The 17,428-nt window shown below is 46.3% G+C and carries 17 protein-coding genes and 1 other RNA gene; 3 read left to right on the forward strand and 15 right to left on the reverse strand.

Annotated features, from left to right (window positions below):
• Positions 1-212 precede the first annotated feature (212 nt).
• A complete protein-coding gene (locus MHI21_RS16970) occupies positions 213-704 on the reverse strand; it encodes a hypothetical protein (RefSeq protein WP_103049630.1) in 492 nt (163 codons plus the stop codon).
• Between the two features lie 160 nt (positions 705-864).
• Positions 865-1,524: a TerC family protein gene (locus MHI21_RS16975; protein ID WP_254325269.1), complete on the reverse strand. Its 660-nt coding sequence runs from the start codon at positions 1,522-1,524 to the stop codon at positions 865-867.
• A gap of 217 nt (positions 1,525-1,741) precedes the next feature.
• On the opposite strand from MHI21_RS16975, the gene MHI21_RS16980 reads away from it, so the two are divergent.
• Entirely contained in the window at positions 1,742-2,437 is a 696-nt protein-coding gene (locus MHI21_RS16980; RefSeq protein WP_025722107.1) for a TerC family protein, read from the forward strand.
• A gap of 68 nt (positions 2,438-2,505) precedes the next feature.
• Here MHI21_RS16980 and thiI read toward each other — a convergent pair whose 3' ends face one another.
• The 6 genes from thiI to MHI21_RS17010 all read right to left on the reverse strand — a co-directional run bounded on the left by thiI (position 2,506) and on the right by MHI21_RS17010 (position 7,310).
• The gene (thiI, locus tag MHI21_RS16985; RefSeq protein WP_341163618.1) at positions 2,506-3,732 is read right to left on the reverse strand and encodes a tRNA uracil 4-sulfurtransferase ThiI; all 1,227 of its coding nucleotides are present in this window, start codon (positions 3,730-3,732) and stop codon (positions 2,506-2,508) included.
• Between the two features lies 1 nt (position 3,733).
• A complete protein-coding gene (locus MHI21_RS16990; protein WP_341163617.1) occupies positions 3,734-4,882 on the reverse strand; it encodes a cysteine desulfurase family protein in 1,149 nt (382 codons plus the stop codon).
• A gap of 156 nt (positions 4,883-5,038) precedes the next feature.
• Positions 5,039-5,731 carry a lytic transglycosylase domain-containing protein gene (locus tag MHI21_RS16995; protein WP_341163616.1) on the reverse strand — a complete coding sequence of 231 codons (693 nt, stop codon included), beginning with the start codon at positions 5,729-5,731 and terminating at the stop codon, positions 5,039-5,041.
• Between the two features lie 220 nt (positions 5,732-5,951).
• Complete coding sequence (locus tag MHI21_RS17000; protein ID WP_341163615.1) at positions 5,952-6,344, reverse strand: hypothetical protein; 393 nt, start codon at positions 6,342-6,344, stop codon at positions 5,952-5,954.
• 44 nt (positions 6,345-6,388) lie between these two features.
• The gene (locus tag MHI21_RS17005) at positions 6,389-6,616 is read right to left on the reverse strand and encodes a DUF1540 domain-containing protein (protein WP_013311120.1); all 228 of its coding nucleotides are present in this window, start codon (positions 6,614-6,616) and stop codon (positions 6,389-6,391) included.
• Between the two features lie 187 nt (positions 6,617-6,803).
• Positions 6,804-7,310, reverse strand: a complete 507-nt coding sequence (locus MHI21_RS17010) for a YpuI family protein (RefSeq protein WP_016821571.1) — start codon at positions 7,308-7,310, stop codon at positions 6,804-6,806.
• A gap of 186 nt (positions 7,311-7,496) precedes the next feature.
• On the opposite strand from MHI21_RS17010, the gene MHI21_RS17015 reads away from it, so the two are divergent.
• Positions 7,497-9,377: a S8 family peptidase gene (locus MHI21_RS17015; protein ID WP_342418569.1), complete on the forward strand. Its 1,881-nt coding sequence runs from the start codon at positions 7,497-7,499 to the stop codon at positions 9,375-9,377.
• A gap of 57 nt (positions 9,378-9,434) precedes the next feature.
• Here the strand turns inward: MHI21_RS17015 and MHI21_RS17020 are convergent, their stop codons facing one another.
• Complete coding sequence (locus MHI21_RS17020; RefSeq protein WP_081112406.1) at positions 9,435-9,665, reverse strand: hypothetical protein; 231 nt, start codon at positions 9,663-9,665, stop codon at positions 9,435-9,437.
• An 88-nt stretch (positions 9,666-9,753) separates the two neighbouring features.
• Positions 9,754-11,229 carry a PLP-dependent aminotransferase family protein gene (locus MHI21_RS17025; protein WP_341163613.1) on the reverse strand — a complete coding sequence of 492 codons (1,476 nt, stop codon included), beginning with the start codon at positions 11,227-11,229 and terminating at the stop codon, positions 9,754-9,756.
• 116 nt (positions 11,230-11,345) lie between these two features.
• Here MHI21_RS17025 and MHI21_RS17030 point away from each other — a divergent pair, with 116 nt between their 5' ends.
• On the forward strand, positions 11,346-12,566 hold the full coding sequence (locus tag MHI21_RS17030; RefSeq protein WP_165178400.1) for a PLP-dependent aminotransferase family protein: 1,221 nt from the start codon (positions 11,346-11,348) through the stop codon (positions 12,564-12,566).
• A gap of 410 nt (positions 12,567-12,976) precedes the next feature.
• Here the strand turns inward: MHI21_RS17030 and rnpB are convergent.
• The 5 genes from rnpB to rpoD form a co-directional block, all read right to left on the reverse strand.
• An RNA gene (rnpB, locus tag MHI21_RS17035) (RNase P RNA component class A) lies at positions 12,977-13,375 on the reverse strand.
• 103 nt (positions 13,376-13,478) lie between these two features.
• Entirely contained in the window at positions 13,479-14,594 is a 1,116-nt protein-coding gene (locus tag MHI21_RS17040) for a Nif3-like dinuclear metal center hexameric protein (protein WP_341163612.1), read from the reverse strand.
• The gene (locus MHI21_RS17045) at positions 14,570-15,331 is read right to left on the reverse strand and encodes a tRNA (adenine(22)-N(1))-methyltransferase TrmK (protein WP_341163611.1); all 762 of its coding nucleotides are present in this window, start codon (positions 15,329-15,331) and stop codon (positions 14,570-14,572) included. The genes MHI21_RS17040 and MHI21_RS17045 overlap by 25 nt, the downstream gene beginning before the upstream one ends.
• Entirely contained in the window at positions 15,328-16,167 is an 840-nt protein-coding gene (locus MHI21_RS17050; protein WP_165178403.1) for a hypothetical protein, read from the reverse strand. The genes MHI21_RS17045 and MHI21_RS17050 overlap by 4 nt, the downstream gene beginning before the upstream one ends.
• Before the next feature lie 87 nt (positions 16,168-16,254).
• Positions 16,255-17,388: an RNA polymerase sigma factor RpoD gene (gene rpoD / locus MHI21_RS17055; RefSeq protein ID WP_007431230.1), complete on the reverse strand. Its 1,134-nt coding sequence runs from the start codon at positions 17,386-17,388 to the stop codon at positions 16,255-16,257.
• Positions 17,389-17,428: the final 40 nt, after the last annotated feature.

Raw genomic sequence — 17,428 nt, forward strand, 5'->3', positions numbered from 1 at the left:
CTTTAGGCCCACTCCCTGCCAGCCTTCTATATGTTTCAGGCTTTGTACAGACAGCTTCTCTCTCCGATTCGCGTGAAAACCTTAAAATAAGCGTCAGAAATCATTCCGACGCTCTTATCATATCCATTATATTATAGTTGAAATATGTCATAAAGCAAGACATTATTGCCTGTTCCGTAATTTACCGCCATAAAATCTCACAGCTTGCCGGTTTACCTTTTGCGTTTGCCACGGTTGTTTAGGACCAACCAGATTCCAGCGCCAATCAGTAAAACTGCAATAACATATATGATACCCGTTCTTAGGGAGGTAATAACCAATAAAAGCACCGATACCAAGCCCAATATTACGCCCCCTGTATATACATTGCGAGAAAGCGAAATATCATTAATGGCATACTCCCATAATCCAATCGCCACACCTAGAAGTAACAAAGGCCATAAATAGGCCATTAAATGCCAGCCCCAAATATTGCAGAGCAAAAATAAGAAGCCATAAACCGACAAAATCCCTGCCGGCAGCAACATAAAGGGTGAAACTTTACGCTTCATGTACATTGCATGCAGTACGATTCCAGGTATTAAAAACAGCAAAGGCCAAAAGTTTCGTCCCAAAAAGGAGAACGCCCCCAGTTTCCCCAACAAAATAATCAGTCCTACGGCAACAATGCCCACTCCGATCATACGCTCTTTTCCGGAATTCATCGTGGTCTCCTTTGTTTGCTGAATTTGTTTTTAGGTCTCTTAATGTGATTGTTTTTAAGTATATTTTTGTGAATATAGAGTCTTTACAAAAACCGAGTAAACCTGGCATTTGCAAAAACTCTATGTCTATTTTAGCCGATGTTTTCCAAAAAAACTACGTTCAAATATGGCGAGCTCGTAACTGACGATATATACCTGCAACGACAACTGCTGTTGCCAAGAGTCCCGGTAACCATGCATGTATAAGCTCTCCCGTACCTGCTAACCATACACCCAATCGGGGATCACGCAGTAGCATTTCTCCTGCCGTAAAAGCCAGGATTGCAGATCCGAGCAAAACAAGTACAGGGAACCGATGAAGCCAGATCGCAATCACGTTGCTGCCCCAGACGACAATTGGAATGCTAATGGCAATACCAATGACAATAATGGCGATATCCCCATCTGCTAGGGCTGCAATAGCTAATACATTATCTAGACTCATCACAAAGTCCGCTACCAGAATCACCTGTATAGCCTTCCATATGGTTGTTTCTGCTCTTACTCCCACATGATCCTCATTCTCATAAAGCAGCTTAAACGCAATCCATAACAGAAGTAGACCGCCTGCCGCCTGAATAAAGGGTACGCCCAGCAAAATGACAGCTACAAAAGTCAAAACACAGCGCAGGAGGACTGCACCGACTGCACCCCACCATATAGCTTGACTCCGCTGCCTTGCAGGCAAGTTTTTGCTCGCCATGGCTATAACAACTGCATTATCACCGCTTAACACCAAATTAATCATTAATATTTTCAACAGCAAAATGATATGCTCCATGTGTACAAACACCCCCATCCTACTTGTATGCGAAATAGGACGAGGCTATGCTTATAAGCCTTGTCAAATAAGTCATCATTTATTAAAAATTGATGTCAAATTTGTTGAGCAAAGACCTTGAAATCAATAACAAACAGCAATATAATGAATCGTATTTCCGAAAAACGGGTATTAAAATAAACAACATACAATGATTTTAGGATGTTTAATCAGGGAGATGAGAACGATTGATATGTCCGGACTTCAGTTCTTTTGGCTACTGCTTAATGTGATATTTATTGACCTTCTGCTCGCAGGAGATAATGCGATTGTAATTGGACTTGCCGCCAGAAAGCTGCCTCCTGCAACGCAAAAAAAAGCGATACTGTACGGTACCGGTGGTGCCCTTCTCATTCGCATAGCAGCCACCATTGTGGTACTCTGGTTGCTTCAAGTACCATGGTTGTTACTCATCGGGGGTGTCATGTTAGTCTGGATCGCGTATAAGTTGCTCGTAGACCAGGAGGACCATACCGAAGTCAAAGCGGGAACAACGTTATGGGGTGCTATCCGCACGATTGTTGTAGCCGATGCGGCTATGGGTCTGGACAACGTGATTGCTGTTGCTGGCGCGGCCCAGCAGCATTTGCTCCTTGTAGTGCTGGGACTATTAATCAGCGTACCGATCGTTGTATGGGGAAGCACTCTTTTTATCAAGTTGATCAATAAATTCCCTTGGATTATCTATTTAGGATCGGCTGTGCTTGGTTATACAGCCTCTAATATGATTACTGAAGAACGTAAGCTGGAACCCTACTTTACTGAGCACCCTGCGCTGCGTATCTTGTTTATTGCCGCAGTCATGGCAGGTATTTTGCTCACAGGATATCTTCAAAATCGCAGAGCAGTGTCGAGTCGAGAAAAAGCCGTCTAAAATCATTCAAAAACTGTTTTAACTAAAAAAAAGGCAGACCCAAAATAGCTGGCGGGTCTGCCTTTTTTTTAAAACCAATCTTCCTGTATAACTTCCTCTTTGCGCCCCTCTATAGCTCCGCCTGCCTCCAGGACAAGCGTCTCCGTTGTAGCCACAGCCTGTTCAATCAACACATTTAAATCCCGAATAGAGGCTTCAATCTTTTGAACAACCCACAAATTTGGATTGGTCGTTGGGGATTTAGGAACAAACAATGTGCAGCAATCCTCATAGGGGAGTATCGATAGATCGTAGGTGCCAATCTGCTTTGCGATTTCCGTGATCTCCTGTTTATCCATCATTACGAGAGGTCGCAGCAATGGTAATTCTGTCGAACGGCCAATCACATTCATGCTGGATAACGTTTGACTAGCGACTTGCCCCAGACTGTCGCCTGTCACGAGTGCCAGTGCTCCTTCACGCTCAGCCAGCATCGTTGCAATTCGCAGCATAGACCGTCTCATTAGCGTAATAATCAGATTATCCTGTCCAGTGCGCGTAAAGGCCGTCTGCACCTCTGTAAACGGGACAAGGTGGATTTTGATCCGACCCGCATAGCCTGCTAATACCCTTGCCAAATCAATAACCTTTTCTTTCGCACGCTCACTTGTAAATGGATAGCTATAAAAATGTACACATTCGATTTCCAATCCTCTACGCATGGAAGACCATCCTGCTACCGGGCTGTCAATTCCACCAGACAGCAGCAGCATAGCTTTACCGTTCGTTCCTAACGGAAAGCCCCCTACAGCCATAATAACATCGCTGAATATATAGGCCGCCTGCTCTCTAACCTCCACACGTAACTCAATATCTGGTTGATGTACATCGACCCTCAACGCTTGAAACTCTCGCAATATAGGAGAACCAATTAAATGATTCATCTCTTGTGAGGAATGAGCAAACTCCTTCCATACTCTGCGGGCATTTACCTTGAACGTCGTTCCCTCGGTCACATTCAGCTCAACCATCAAAGCTACAGCGGTCTCAATGATAGCACCCAGCTCGACAGGAGCCATTTTGACAGGACTTATTGTCGTGATGCCAAACACTTTTTGTAACACCTGAATGATCTGTTCATAAGGTTCTCCACCGAGAACCACATAAATCCGTCCAAATTCCTTCCGCAAAGAAGCACCGGGAAAGGGTTTGAGCAGCAGCTTCACGTGATTCAGTACAGCCTTTTCAAAACGAGTCCGATTCTTCCCTTTTAATGTAAATTCACCGAAGCGAAGTAACAGCATATCATAGTGCATTTTAACGTTTCCACCTTTCAAGGGATTCCAGCTTGGCTACAGCCTTTCGCAGTGCAAGTATAAGCTCATCGATATCCTGTTCCGTATGTTCATCACCGAAGCTGATACGAATGCCGCCAGACGCTTCCGCCTCATTGCATCCCATCGCCAGCAGCACCCGACTGGGTTCAGCCAATTTAGAAGAGCAAGCCGATTTGGTGGATACTACCACACCCAGTTGCTCCAGCGTATGCAGCATTACCTCGGCTTTCATGCCCGGATACGAAAAGTGGACAATATGTGGCGCTTCTTCCCCGCTGTTCAGCCGCAGTTGAGGGAGTGTCTTCACCTCTGCGACCACCCGTTCTCTCCACTCGGTCATACGGCGTGCTGTCTCTACTTGCCGTTCGCCCGCCAACCGTATCGCCTTAGACATACCGACAAGCACCGGTACATTTTCCGTACCTGCACGAAAACCCTGCTCCTGAGAGCCGCCACTATGCAGTGGGAAAAGCTCTACACCTTCCCGAACGAATAGTAGTCCAGCACCTTTGGGTCCACGCAACTTATGCGCAGAGAGACTGTACAGATCAGCCTGCCATCCCCGGATATCAACCGGTAGCTTTCCAAACCCCTGTACACCGTCAATATGAAATAGTACACGGGGGAACTGTTTCTTCAGCGCAACTCCGATATCATGCAACGGTTGCACCCTTCCCGTCTCATTATTGACATGCATGATACTGACTAAAATCGTATCTTTACGGACAGCGGCACAAACCTGTTCGGCGCTCACATGCCCTTCTGCATCGACAGGTAAAAATGTAACCTCAAAGCCCAGATTTGTCAGTTGTCTGCAAGCTTCATACACAGACGGGTGCTCTGTCGATACAGTAACAATATGCTTGCCTCTGGTCTGATACTGCAAAGCTGCTCCCTTGATAGCAAGATTGTTGCTTTCCGTTGCCCCAGATGTGAAGACAATCTCTGATGGATACACTCCCAAAGCCGCAGCACATACTTCGCGCGAACGCTTAAGCAACTTATCCGCATCCTCTCCATATCGATGCATCGAGGATGGATTCCCGTAGTGGCGTCTCATGACCTCGGCAACTGTTGTAATCACCTCTTCAAAAGGCGGAGTTGTCGCGGCATAATCAAAATATTTCATTGCACTCCCCTTTTCCGCTCTATAACTGCTGCAACAAAAAAAGACCAAAACAGGGAAAGGCCGCTACATTATAGCGACACCCTTTCCCCATATTGATCCTGTCTGCGGACCTAATCTAATTGAAATTACGCACTTTTTCGTTGTAAGCTATAGGGCTTAGATCGTATATTTTTCACGTGCCTTTTGAATTTTGGTAATATATCTTTGCGTTTCCACCGGAAGCTTGTCCAGTACAGCCATTAACTGTTCATCACTATTTACACCAAGCCGCTGCACTCGTCCGGGACCTGCATTATATGCAGCCAGCGCCATATTTTCTTGTCCGTTAAATCGTTTAATCTGGTAGGACAAATAACGAACACCGGCATCAATATTTTGAACAGGATCATATGGGTCGCTGACTCCCAGGCCTTGAGCCGTAGCATCCATAAGCTGCATAAGCCCTTTGGCTCCGGCCGAAGAAGTGACCGACGGATTAAACGAAGATTCCGTATCAATAACCGCTTTAATCAACGCTACTGGAACGCCGTATTTCTGGCTAGCCTCGTTAATCAAATCATCATATGCTGTAGGTGTTGTGGGTCCGTCTGTTGCTGTGCTGGAAGGAGCGGGGTACAATGACGAAGCCGTCCCCCTCGAAGGTCCCAATTGAAGCCATAGCAAACCGTTTTCGTCTCTGGTAACATCACTTGAATTTTCTCGTGTCACAGCACCATCTGTTTCCAACTGACCTACTTGTTCCAGTAATCCGGAAAAAGCGTCCGTTGTACCCGTCTGGGTTGTAGCACTCATATTATTTAACAGCTGCATGTCTAACATGGACTTGGACACGCGCGGATCAATTTGCATGTGGCGTTCCCAACTTTCTATAGTTGTTATATCCCAAATAGCTTGTCATTACTGCTATGATACAACTTTTTACTATGTACTTCCATACCTTTTGATGAAAAAAGCTCCGTTTCTGTCGAAAAGACAGCGGAGCTTTATAGATCAGCTTTAATGTAATTATATCACTAAGATGATTTTTCTTGGATATACAAAAGAAAACTGAGCTTGTTCTCCAGTAGGGTCAACGAACGAACGGGATAAAAGCAAAATAACTCAATGTCGCCAGCGCTCCCAGACCAATCGACCAAATGCCGGTCGTTTTGCTGCCATTCACATAAGCATAAAAACCTAAAACTGCAGCAATAGGTCCCAGCACAATTGACCACATAAACAATGAGGCAATTCCTGCAGCCAGACCAATATAGCCAGAAATACGGCCACTATTGTTTATAACCTGCTCTTCACCCTTAACCTCATGTCGAGTCACAGCTGAGCCGGGAGCAACCTCTGCTGCATATTCCTCACGATCATTACGGCGCTTGGCAGATCGTTCATGAATGTGACGGGGGTAATCTACACGTTCGCGGCTAACATGCTCTTTACTCTGATGCTTGTCATTTTCATGATCTTCCATAATAAACTGCACCTCCAAATGCGAAATGAATCGCGTAATAAAATTTACACGGACTTCGGCTTAAAAGTGTGGCAACAGGTTGCGGCTGACGTGGCAGCCTTATCACGTTCTTCTGAACTGAAGCTTTCTCCCGCATATTCTTCTTTAAATTTCTTACCGGCATGACCATCAACTTCAATCATGATCAAATCTGCCTTGCACAAGTTGTTTTCTCCCCAATAATGGCAATTGGCTACGCTACACTTAACGATTGGCTTGGCCTCTTGGCTCATGATCATCACCTCGGATTCATTGTCCCCCCGCTACCCTGCACCTATGCGTTCATGGTATATGGCAGTTGGTGACATACGAAAAAAGCCGTTTCCTTCACCTCCTCCAAAATGGCAGGAAGCAAGTAGAAAACGGCTTGCTTGTCTTGTTTTAGTTTTTGATTAGAAATGATCTTCCCCGTTGAATGCTTTAGGCATGAGTACGTCGAGTCTGCATCCGGCGCTGAGTCAAATAGTCACTTTCATAATAAGTCAGATCATCACGCAATTCTTCAAAATTTTTCGTAATGTCCATGATCACTTCGCGAGCGGCTGGCACTGGCGTTTTACGGAAGCGAATAGCATCTTGTCCCGTATACGCATAGCGTCCATCCTCTGCGTAAGATTCATTTTTGGGATAAAAAAAGCTGTTCACGCAGTCATGGTAAACGTTATACAATGCCTTTTCCGCAAAATCGACGTCAAAATTGGCACGGCGTAAAGCCACACCCAGCTTTTCATAAGATACTTCGGAAAAAACAAGGACATGACGGAGATCCGACAAAAAGCCTTTGTAAAAAAGTACGGACTCCTCATTGCCATCTACAGCAAGTTGCGGCAGAGCATGCTCATTGAGGAATGTTTCCACCCGTTTCACGGCAGTTTTCAGTCTCTCCTGCGCCGACTCACATAATTTTTGTACGTTGACTGCTGACATCAAGGCAGCTCCCCCTTATTTGTTGCTTGTTCATCAATTTGGTTACCCGAAAATAGTCCCTTCTAACCGAAAGAGCTGTAATTTTCAGTATTTATCCTACCACAAATGAGCATTGAAAGGTATAAAAACATGCCAACCTCCTCACGCTAAACCATAAATTTATGAATACTCAAGGAGGACGGTCCCATGTCTCGGCGAAAATGGTTAAACCCCCTGCTCGGAGCAGCTGCCGGGGTGCTTCTCATCACACTGATGCTGCCTTCCCGTGATCACCGCCATACACCGCAGCCCGAATATACGGCCAAGATGGTTCCGCAACAAGAGAAGCAGCTCAAAAAAGGAATGTTGGCTTTGGACCTGTCGGCTACGGATACCCTCACACGCATGGATGCAAGGCAGGATATTCAATACGTGATGCGGGAGCTTGATGGTAAAACTGCTGATCAGAAAAGACAGTTTACTCGCACACTGCAGCAATCGCACAGTCATCTTCATACGTTACTGTGGATTCACACACGCGACGGGAACACGAGCACCTATACGGGCAGCAAAGCACAAACTCGTCTGCTCAGTCATCCTCAAATCAAAAGCAGCTTGGCTGCGGCTCGCCGTTCCGTCATGCAAAATAAATCCTACGAATCTGCTGCATTTCAGGCTGAAGGCGGTAAATATTTTGTCATGGCAGAACCATCGGCTGACGGAACATGCGGCGTTGCTGCCCTGGTCAGTCAGCAAGTATTGCGTGACGTGGAGAAGCATCAGCGGAAGAATTTGCGTTTAATTCCCTATCCAAAAGAAGGCAGCTACAAAATCGAATCCGTACATCCCGACACATTGCACGATATTACTGTCAAGACGGGCCATGACAACGAAAATGCAAGCCATTATTTCGAAAACGAAATTGTCGTTCGCTTCCGTCACAATCCTGATTCACGACAGTTGCAGGAAATTGCAGCAGATTTACACTGTGCGCCAGGCCGCAAGCTTGGTTATACCTATGTATTTCATTCGGATAAGATGAACTTCAAGGAACTAAAGCAATATTTTTCAAGAAAGTGGAACCCGCTTTATACTGAGCCTCACTATATGTATCTAACCAATGAGAAAACACCTATCAAAGCGGACAGCTCTATCCCCAATGATTTGCTCTTTTCCCGCTATCAATGGAATCTGCCGGCTACTGAAACCAACCGGGGTTGGAAATTAAGCAAAGGCAGCAAGGACGTAATTGTCGCTGTCGTAGATACGGGAGTAGATTTGGATCACCCCGACCTAAAAGGTCAAATCCTTTCAGGTCATAACGTGGTAAATCCGTCTGAAAAGCCTTATGATGACGTCGGTCACGGAACGCACGTCGCTGGCATCATTTCTGCCCTCGTGAATAATGGTGAGGGGGTCGCTGGCATGACATGGTACAACAAAGTCATGCCGATTAAGGTACTTGACCAATCCGGCTCCGGTACGACTTACTCGGTTGCAGAAGGTATTATATGGGCAGCTGATCATGGGGCCAAGGTCATCAATTTAAGTCTGGGCAATTACGCACAAGCTGAATTTTTGCATGATGCGATCAAATACGCCTATGATAAAGATGTCGTATTAGTTGCAGCCACAGGTAATGACAATACGGAACGACCTGGCTATCCAGCAGCGTATCCAGAAGTATTTGCCGTTTCCGCTACAGATTCTTCTATGCACCGTGCATCCTTTTCTAACTATGGAGATTATGTAGACGTCATGGCTCCAGGTGCAAGTATCGCCAGTACGTACCCAGGAAATCAATATGCTGCACTGTCAGGCACTTCAATGGCCAGTCCCCATGTATCAGCGCTTGCTGCACTGATTCGATCCATTAACCCCGATCTGACCAACAAAGAGGTAATGGAATTAATGAGAAGCAGCGTAATTGACTTGGGCACACCAGGGCATGACAAATATTTCGGGTATGGTCAAATTGACGTGTATAAAGCGTTGAAAGCAGCACAACGTCCATATGTTCCTTTGCAATTCTATCCACAGCATTTAAGTGACAAGTTAAAATCAATTTTAAAGAAACTGGAAACGTAAGATTCCTTATTGGAAAAAAGCAGCCATGTTGCTCCATGGCTGCTTTTTTGGGCTTTATTAACGCTTGGAACTGCTGCGAACAGAACGCTTGCCATGGCTGCGAGTATGACAGCAAGGTTCTCCAGGATCCTTTATACTCACCGGAAATACGTGATGAGGCACAGGTACAATGTGCGTCTGATTTACAATTTCAATCGGATGAACCACAGGCACGACTTGTGGGAAAAATTGATGATTTACAAATTGGATCGGTGGGCACACGATCGGGTCGTAAGGGCAATGACTCATAATGTGCAACTCCTTTCGGTGAATTAGTACAGCATATTAAGAAGGCAGGTGCTGTGCTTGGATGTTTACCCCCTAATACAAATATCCCTTATAAAATAGGCTTCCGCTCAACAATGACCGAACGATCAAGCAGTTCACCCAACAAACGGCACAGTTTGTGAAGACCTGTTTTAAGTGTTTCCTTGTCCGCATACGAAAAAGAAATACGGATATGATTACTGTCCATACCACCTGCATAGCATACTGCCCCAGGTAAAAAGGAAACGCCTTCTCGGTCAGCCAGCCGCTCCAATTCTGGAATATCCACATTAGGAGGAAGCTTAATCCACACATTTAGGCCGCCTTCGGGAGCATACCAGCTGACCTCTGGCGGAGCATAGCGCTGGAGCGTGTGCAATGCGACTGTCAACCGATCCCGCATTTGTTCCCGCAACCAAACAAGATGCTGATCAAGTCGGTTCTTGATAAAGGGCAGTAGCGCTTTTTGCGTTAATAGAGGGCTCCCCAAATCTGTAGTAGACTTGGCAGCCACCAAACGATCCATTACACTGCCCGTGGCCGCTACACAAGCTATACGGCAGCCGGGAGCAACGGTTTTGCTAAAGCTTTTGATATATATCACATGTCCAGACTGATCATGCGCCTTGATAGAGAGTGGCGGCTTTGTTCTATAATAAAGGTCGGAAAATGGATCATCTTCAACAATGAGACAATGGTAACTTTGAGCTAGATCCAGTAATTGTGTGCGTCTGGCCATCGTTAAAGTTACTCCGGTAGGATTATGAAAAGTGGGTATCGTGTAGATCAGTTTTGGGGGATGAGTGTCGCAAAGACGTGTGAGGATATCGATCCGCATGCCCTGCTCATCCATCGGAATCATAATTACTTTGGCACCACGACTGGTAAACACATCAATGGCCCCCGTATATGTAGGAGCCTCCATGTAGACAACATCTCCAGAACCAACAAAAGTACGTGCCACCAAGTCAATCCCCTGTTGGGCACCACTGGTTACGAGTAGCTGTTCTGCCACTGTGCATATACTGCGTTCGTTCAAGTGATCTACAAACACTTCCCTCAGCGCTAAATCACCTTCAAAAGTCCCATATGCTGCCATTGCATCGGGATTTCCAGAGGATAGACGTTGAGTATCAGCAATGATTTCGCGTGTAGGAAGAAGCTCCGGTTGAATTGCTGCTATATGAAAAGAATAGGGAACCTGTCTGCTATGGTTAAAGTTTCTCCATAGCTGTGCGCGCGGCAAATAATCGATCAGCGACATTTGCCATGACAAATCCTGCGCTCCATCTCGTTGAACAGCTACCGAAGGCTCTGCTACATAGCAACCTTTTCCCTGTGTACAGGTAACCAAATGAATAGACTCCAGCTCAGCATACGCCTTGCTTACAGTTACGGGACTTACCGCAAGTAGGCTGGACAGATGACGGACAGACGGAAGCTTTGTGCCCTGAGGCAGCAATCCAGACTGGATGCGATCTGCTAATGTTTTGGCAATCTGTAAATATAATTTGACACTGCTATTGCGGCTGAGATCAATATGCATCGGAACTGTCCCCTCCAAAAATCAACTGTTACATTTAGACGTTTACTGTTATACTTCATTATCGATATAATACAACAAATTTCATAGTACAGTATAGAACACAGGAGATGATTGGATTGGAACACAAATTTTCGGGTATGGCTCGTACTCAGGGCTCGTCCATGGTAAGGGACATTTTAAAGCTGACACAGGGAACAGATGTGTTATCTCTGGCAGGCGGCCTTCCTGCCGATGCCTTTTTCCCCATCGAAGCTGTTGCTAAAGCCTATGAGCGGGTATTTCGCCTCGGCGGTACTACCGCTCTTCAATACGGCCTAACCGAGGGCTACATTCCTCTACGGGAACGTCTTGCAGCAATCATGTCATCCCAAGGCATCTCCGTCACCAGAGATAATATCATTATGACGACGGGCTCACAGCAGACTATTGATCTGGTTTCGCGTGTGTTGCTCGATCCGCAGGATACTGTATTGGTGGAGTCCCCTACTTATTTGGCGGCTCTTCAGGTATTTAATTCCTATGGTGCCAACATTGTCAGTGTAGATACAGACTCTAACGGTATGCAATTAGAAGATCTTGAAGCCAAGATCAAAAAACATCAGCCTAAATTCGTGTATGTCATCCCCACCTTCTCCAACCCGGCAGGAAGTGTTTGGAGTATGGAACGCAGAACAGGCGTTGTTGAACTATGCCGTAAATACGGCACTTTGATTTTTGAAGATGATCCTTACGGACGTCTTAAATTTGACGAAAACCTTAACTTTCCATCCCTTTTCTCAATTGATCAACAGTTAGGTGGAGACAGTCATGTAATGTACACTTCTACATTCTCTAAAACTGTCGCTCCAGGTGTTCGCTCTGGATGGTTGGTAGCCGATCAAGCTATCGTCGTTAAAGTCGCGAATGCCAAACAATCTGCCGATCTGCACTCCAGCAGTATTGATCAACGTGCTTTGAATGAGTTACTGGACTTTTTTGACTTGGACGGACATATTCGTACCGTGTCCGCCGAGTACCACACTCGTATGCTGCGTCTCACATCGCTGATGAAAGAACGCCAATGGGAAGGAATCACATGGAATGATGCACTTGGCGGTATGTTTATGTGGGTTACCCTACCTGAGGGCTTCCGTTCTGACCGGTTGCTGCAACTCGCAATTCAGGAAGGAGTCGCATTTGTGCCTGGACAAGTCTTCTATGCTGACCTGAGCGGCAGCAACCATATGCGAATCAACTTCACGCATACCGATCCTTCCCTGCTTCCAAAAGCAGTTGACCGATTGGATCGAGCACTGAAGATGTACACAGAGGAAAGTGTGGTAAAAAGCGTACGCTGATGGGGTTGGCAGAACACGTACGTGAGGCCCGCTTCACGTTGTTTTTACGATCGCTGTTATCCCTGATTCGTTTGGATTTTGAATAGTGGTGGAATCTGGGACAAAAGCCGCACGCCTCGCTTCTACAGATTCAAATGCGTTGCTACGCTGACTACGTGCCTCTTCCTCGCACGTTTTTACGGTAGAGGGAGTAAAAATTAAAATGAAAGCCTCCAGTAATTATGCTTGGGGGCTTCATCCTAAAAATGCACTATTTCTGCGCAAATACGGTATGTTAAAAAGGGTGTGTCATGATTCCCACAGGAATATGACACACCCTTTTTAATTCAATAAATACATTTGGATTAAAGGCTTTCATGCAAACAGGTCATTTACAAAAGTTAAATTCATACATTTTAAGGTGTTGCAGTGGGGAAAGTTTTCCGTAAGCCGGGTTCTGTGCTATTCGTGGTACAGACGGGAACTACCCTCCCACTACAAGCGACAATCATCTATCTAGGCCGAACATTGCTATTCAGCTCCAGCGACCAACCTAGACACGCCTCGGGCTAAGGCTGCTTCGCGAAGAAGCTGTGTCCCATTAGGTCTTGCTCCAGATGGGGTTTACCAGGAACGAAGTCACCAGCGTTCCTCGGGGTCTCTTACACCTCGGTTCCATCCTTGCCTGTGCCGCAAGCGGCCATCGGCGGTCCATTTCTGTGGCACTATCCTTCAACTCGCGCTGACTGGACGTTATCCAGCATCCTGCCCTATGGAGCCCGGACTTTCCTCTCGCGGCTTACGCCGCCAGCGATTGTCTGTCAAACTTTCCGAACAACATTACATAGTATACAGGGAACGCGCGCACGTTACAACCCTGAAAATATTGTAAAAAGTAGAAAGCACCTTTATTTTCTCATAGACGTTGAGGTTTTACAGAAATTGAAAAGGTTCAGTTTCCACCTGAGATACATGTACTTCCGTTGAGTATCGACCTTCTGCCAAGCATTTACGCATCCACTCTGCAGTTTTAGGCTTCATAATCTTTTCAGCGTTATGTCCAGGGTCAATAATAGCAATCCCCGCCATAAGGGCATCCTGAGCCGTGTGATAATCAATATCCCCCGTGACTAATACATCAGCCCCCTTAAAAAGCGACTTGTTCACATAACGGCTGCCAGAGCCCCCAAGCACGGCTGCCTTTTTGATCGTACGATCTAAGTCGCCCACCACACGTACATGCTCGACGTTGAGACCGTTTTTCACAACATCGACAAACTCCCGTAACGTACAGGCTTCCTTAAGCTTGCCGACCCGCCCCAAACCAAAGCTACGGCCTTGCAAATCCATATGGTACAGGTCATAAGCCACCTCTTCATAAGGATGAGCCTTCAGCATCGCTTGAACAACTTTATTGCGTACACCCTGCGGTACAATGGTCTCAATACGAACCTCTTCACTACGTTCCATTTTACCCGGCTCACCCAAAAACGGCTGTGTGCCTTCACCCGGCACAAAAGTTCCGTAGCCGTCAATGTTAAAGCTGCAATGGCTGTAGTTGCCAATATGTCCAGCTCCCGCCCCCAGTACGGCATCCAGTACCCGTTGATGATGTGTTTTAGGTACGAAAACAACAAGCTTGAACAATTGCTCGGTGTGAACATCCTCCAACGTACCTTCACTTTGAATACCCAGTGCTTCCGCCATCCAGTCATTCATGCCGTCCTCAGCCGTATCCAGATTCGTATGACTGATGTAGACAGCAATATCATTCTTGATCAGCTTTTCATACAATCTGCCCGCAGGCTGATCCGTGTTCAAAGCTTTAAGTGGGCGGAATATAATCGCATGATGCGCAATAATGAGGTCTGCTTTTATGCGGATTGCCTCTTCGACAACCTCATCATTAACATCCAGGGCTACTAATATGCTTTTGATTTCCTTTTGCAGACTACCCAGCTGAAGCCCGATTCTATCGTCTGGAACTGCCAAGTATTTTGGAGCCAGCTGCTCCATGTAGCTAATTACTGTCTGTCCTTTGGCAAACATGCAAGTACCTCCTCTAGCTGTTCAATTTGCTTGCGCAATTGTTCCCGCTTATGCTGTGCGGATTCCTGATCTGACCGTGCCACTTGTGCCAGCACATCCTGAAGCTTGCGAATCTCCAATTTCCATTTATAAAAAAAGATTTCATTCGGTGCTTTAACCAATAGCGGCCCGAGTTGCATTAACAAATCCTGTGTCAGTACCAGCGAACTATCGGGAAGTTTCCATGGTTGATACAGCTCATCCTGTTTCAGTGGGCTTACCGAATCAGGTACTGCCGTCAGAATCTCATATATTTTTCCATCTTCTTCCATAATATGTTCACTTGTTAGTACCCATTGATGTTCGATGAGCCATCGGCGTAAAATATCCTCGCCTACGTTAGGCTGTAGAACAAGTTGTTTTACTGAAACAAGCTTGTCTTTCCCTTGCTCTAGAATGGAAGCGATCAAGGCACCACCCATGCCGGCTATTGTAATAACATCAACCTCATTGGCCTTAATTACAGCCAAGCCATCTCCCTTTCTAACCGCAATGCGATTAGTAAGACCTGCTTCGGCCACCTGCTTTTGAGCCGCACGCAACGGCCCATCGTTGACTTCACCCGCCACGGCTTGCGGTACTCTGCCACTACGCACTGCAGCCACAGGGAGTAGCCCATGATCCGAGCCAATATCCGCAAGTCTGCTCCCGGCAGGAATTTGTTCCATAATATATTGTAATCGTTGAGAAAGTTTCATGACGTCACCCACGTAATCCATTTTTTTCGAGTCCAAAATAAAATCCCTACAACAAATGCCAACTTCAGTATGCTGTAAAACACCACATCTCCCGCTGCTTGATGGCGCAGGATAATCATGTCTGCTTCAGCCATGAATGCTAGTGTCATGCCTATAGCGAAATAAACCAAAGCGAGACGCGGAAAGCGGCGATGCACCCACCAGCTTAACCAGATCAACAATACTGCGTGCAAAATCCAAAATGCCTCAAGCATCACTAAAGTTGCTGTAGGCCAGTAGCGGCCTATAAAGACCGCGTACACTAAAAGCAGCCCAGCAAGACCACAGTAATGAAGTAAGCTGATCCGCAAAGTTAACCCTACAAGACACCATACTACACCGCATAGGCCTACGAGAAAAAGAAACCAAACCTTAGCTTCACCTTGATGGAGCTGAATGATCCACACACCCGAACCCAGCATAATCGCACTGCCTAAAGTGCTCAACATCGCACTCATACTCTTTTCGGAAGACCGCCAAAATGCGGCCACTCCATAGCAAATCGTAGTAACTGCACTTGCCGAGAATATTTGCATTGCCAACGGAAAAGCGGTAAAATAAAAACCGATCAAACAAATGCAGGAAATAATGACAAAACCAAGAAGCCAAGCGATCCCATGCCCGTGTCTAAGATATGTAAGCAGCCCGGTGTTATTACGGTTCTGGCTCTGCGACGGCTCTTCGTCCTCCCGATACAGGTTAGACAAAAAATCGCAATATTGCTCAGGGAGCAGCCGACTTCGCCGCCAATGCTCAATTTCATGTAACAGTATTGCCCGTTTTTTCTCCTGGTCCAAGCTTCTTCCCCTCCACCAAGGCTGCCATGAGATAAAAAAAGACCCCCTGCGCGCTTCAAGCCGCAGAAGGTCCGCAATGTTACGCTTCTATTCGAGGAAATCCTTCAGTCGCTTACTGCGGCTTGGATGGCGCAACTTACGCAGCGCTTTGGCCTCAATCTGACGAATACGTTCACGTGTAACACCGAACACTTTACCCACTTCTTCAAGGGTTCTGGTTCTTCCGTCGTCCAAACCAAAGCGGAGACGCAAAACATTCTCTTCCCGTTCGGTTAACGTATCCAGTACATCCTCGAGCTGTTCCTTCAGAAGTTCATAGGCAGCCGCATCTGCAGGCGCCAATGCTTCTTGATCCTCAATGAAATCCCCCAGATGTGAGTCATCCTCTTCACCAATTGGTGTTTCCAATGAAACAGGTTCTTGGGCAATTTTCATAATTTCCCGTACTTTTTCCACGCTCAGCTCCATCTCGGCAGCCACTTCCTCCGGCGTAGGTTCGCGCCCCAACTCTTGCAACAGTTGACGCGATACGCGAATCAGCTTGTTGATCGTTTCCACCATATGCACCGGAATACGGATTGTTCTCGCCTGATCGGCTATTGCGCGCGTAATGGCCTGACGAATCCACCAGGTTGCATACGTACTGAATTTAAAGCCTTTTTCGTAATCAAATTTTTCTACTGCCTTAATCAAACCCATATTACCTTCCTGAATCAGATCCAGGAAAAGCATTCCGCGACCAACATAACGTTTGGCAATACTTACAACCAGACGCAAGTTCGCTTCTGCCAACCGACGCTTAGCTTCTTCATCGCCGTTATTGATCCGTTTGGCAAGCTCCACCTCATCATCAGCAGAAAGCAACGGTACACGACCGATTTCCTTCAAGTACATCCGGACCGGGTCATTAATTTTAATACCGGGAGGCAGGCTCAGATCGTCATCGAAATTAAAATCATCCCCATCATTGTTTTCCGGGTCGTCATTTTGACGCAATCTGGTAACTTCTTCGTCGTTGTCATTCACAACTTCAATCCCCAAGTCACCCAGTTGCTCATAAAACTCATCCATTTGCTCGGGGTCCTGATCAAACGGCGACAGTTTTTCCATGATATCTTTGTAGTTCAGAGAAGAACTTTTTTTACCCAACTCAATCAGTTGATCTTTGACCTGATCCAGTGTTAGTTCCGTCTCCAGTTCAGTATGCTGATCATTCGCCATCTTTCGACTCCCTCCTCCCTAGAAACATCCGACCTCTGTG

The sequence above is a fragment of the Paenibacillus sp. FSL H8-0168 genome, assembly GCF_038592955.1.
Taxonomy (GTDB): domain Bacteria; phylum Bacillota; class Bacilli; order Paenibacillales; family Paenibacillaceae; genus Paenibacillus; species Paenibacillus polymyxa_B.

Bases quoted from the DNA above. Each gene is read 5' to 3' on its own strand.
- MHI21_RS16970 (WP_103049630.1), bottom strand. From the start codon at position 704: ATGAATTCCGGAAAAGAGCGTATGATCGGAGTGGGCATTGTTGCCGTA.
- MHI21_RS16975 (WP_254325269.1), bottom strand. From the start codon at position 1,524: ATGGAGCATATCATTTTGCTGTTGAAAATATTAATGATTAATTTGGTG.
- MHI21_RS16980 (WP_025722107.1), top strand. From the start codon at position 1,742: ATGAGAACGATTGATATGTCCGGACTTCAGTTCTTTTGGCTACTGCTT.
- thiI (WP_341163618.1), bottom strand. From the start codon at position 3,732: ATGCACTATGATATGCTGTTACTTCGCTTCGGTGAATTTACATTAAAA.
- MHI21_RS16990 (WP_341163617.1), bottom strand. From the start codon at position 4,882: ATGAAATATTTTGATTATGCCGCGACAACTCCGCCTTTTGAAGAGGTG.
- MHI21_RS16995 (WP_341163616.1), bottom strand. From the start codon at position 5,731: ATGCAAATTGATCCGCGCGTGTCCAAGTCCATGTTAGACATGCAGCTG.
- MHI21_RS17000 (WP_341163615.1), bottom strand. From the start codon at position 6,344: ATGGAAGATCATGAAAATGACAAGCATCAGAGTAAAGAGCATGTTAGC.
- MHI21_RS17005 (WP_013311120.1), bottom strand. From the start codon at position 6,616: ATGAGCCAAGAGGCCAAGCCAATCGTTAAGTGTAGCGTAGCCAATTGC.
- MHI21_RS17010 (WP_016821571.1), bottom strand. From the start codon at position 7,310: ATGTCAGCAGTCAACGTACAAAAATTATGTGAGTCGGCGCAGGAGAGA.
- MHI21_RS17015 (WP_342418569.1), top strand. From the start codon at position 7,497: ATGTCTCGGCGAAAATGGTTAAACCCCCTGCTCGGAGCAGCTGCCGGG.
- MHI21_RS17020 (WP_081112406.1), bottom strand. From the start codon at position 9,665: ATGAGTCATTGCCCTTACGACCCGATCGTGTGCCCACCGATCCAATTT.
- MHI21_RS17025 (WP_341163613.1), bottom strand. From the start codon at position 11,229: ATGCATATTGATCTCAGCCGCAATAGCAGTGTCAAATTATATTTACAG.
- MHI21_RS17040 (WP_341163612.1), bottom strand. From the start codon at position 14,594: ATGTTTGCCAAAGGACAGACAGTAATTAGCTACATGGAGCAGCTGGCT.
- MHI21_RS17045 (WP_341163611.1), bottom strand. From the start codon at position 15,331: ATGAAACTTTCTCAACGATTACAATATATTATGGAACAAATTCCTGCC.
- rpoD (WP_007431230.1), bottom strand. From the start codon at position 17,388: ATGGCGAATGATCAGCATACTGAACTGGAGACGGAACTAACACTGGAT.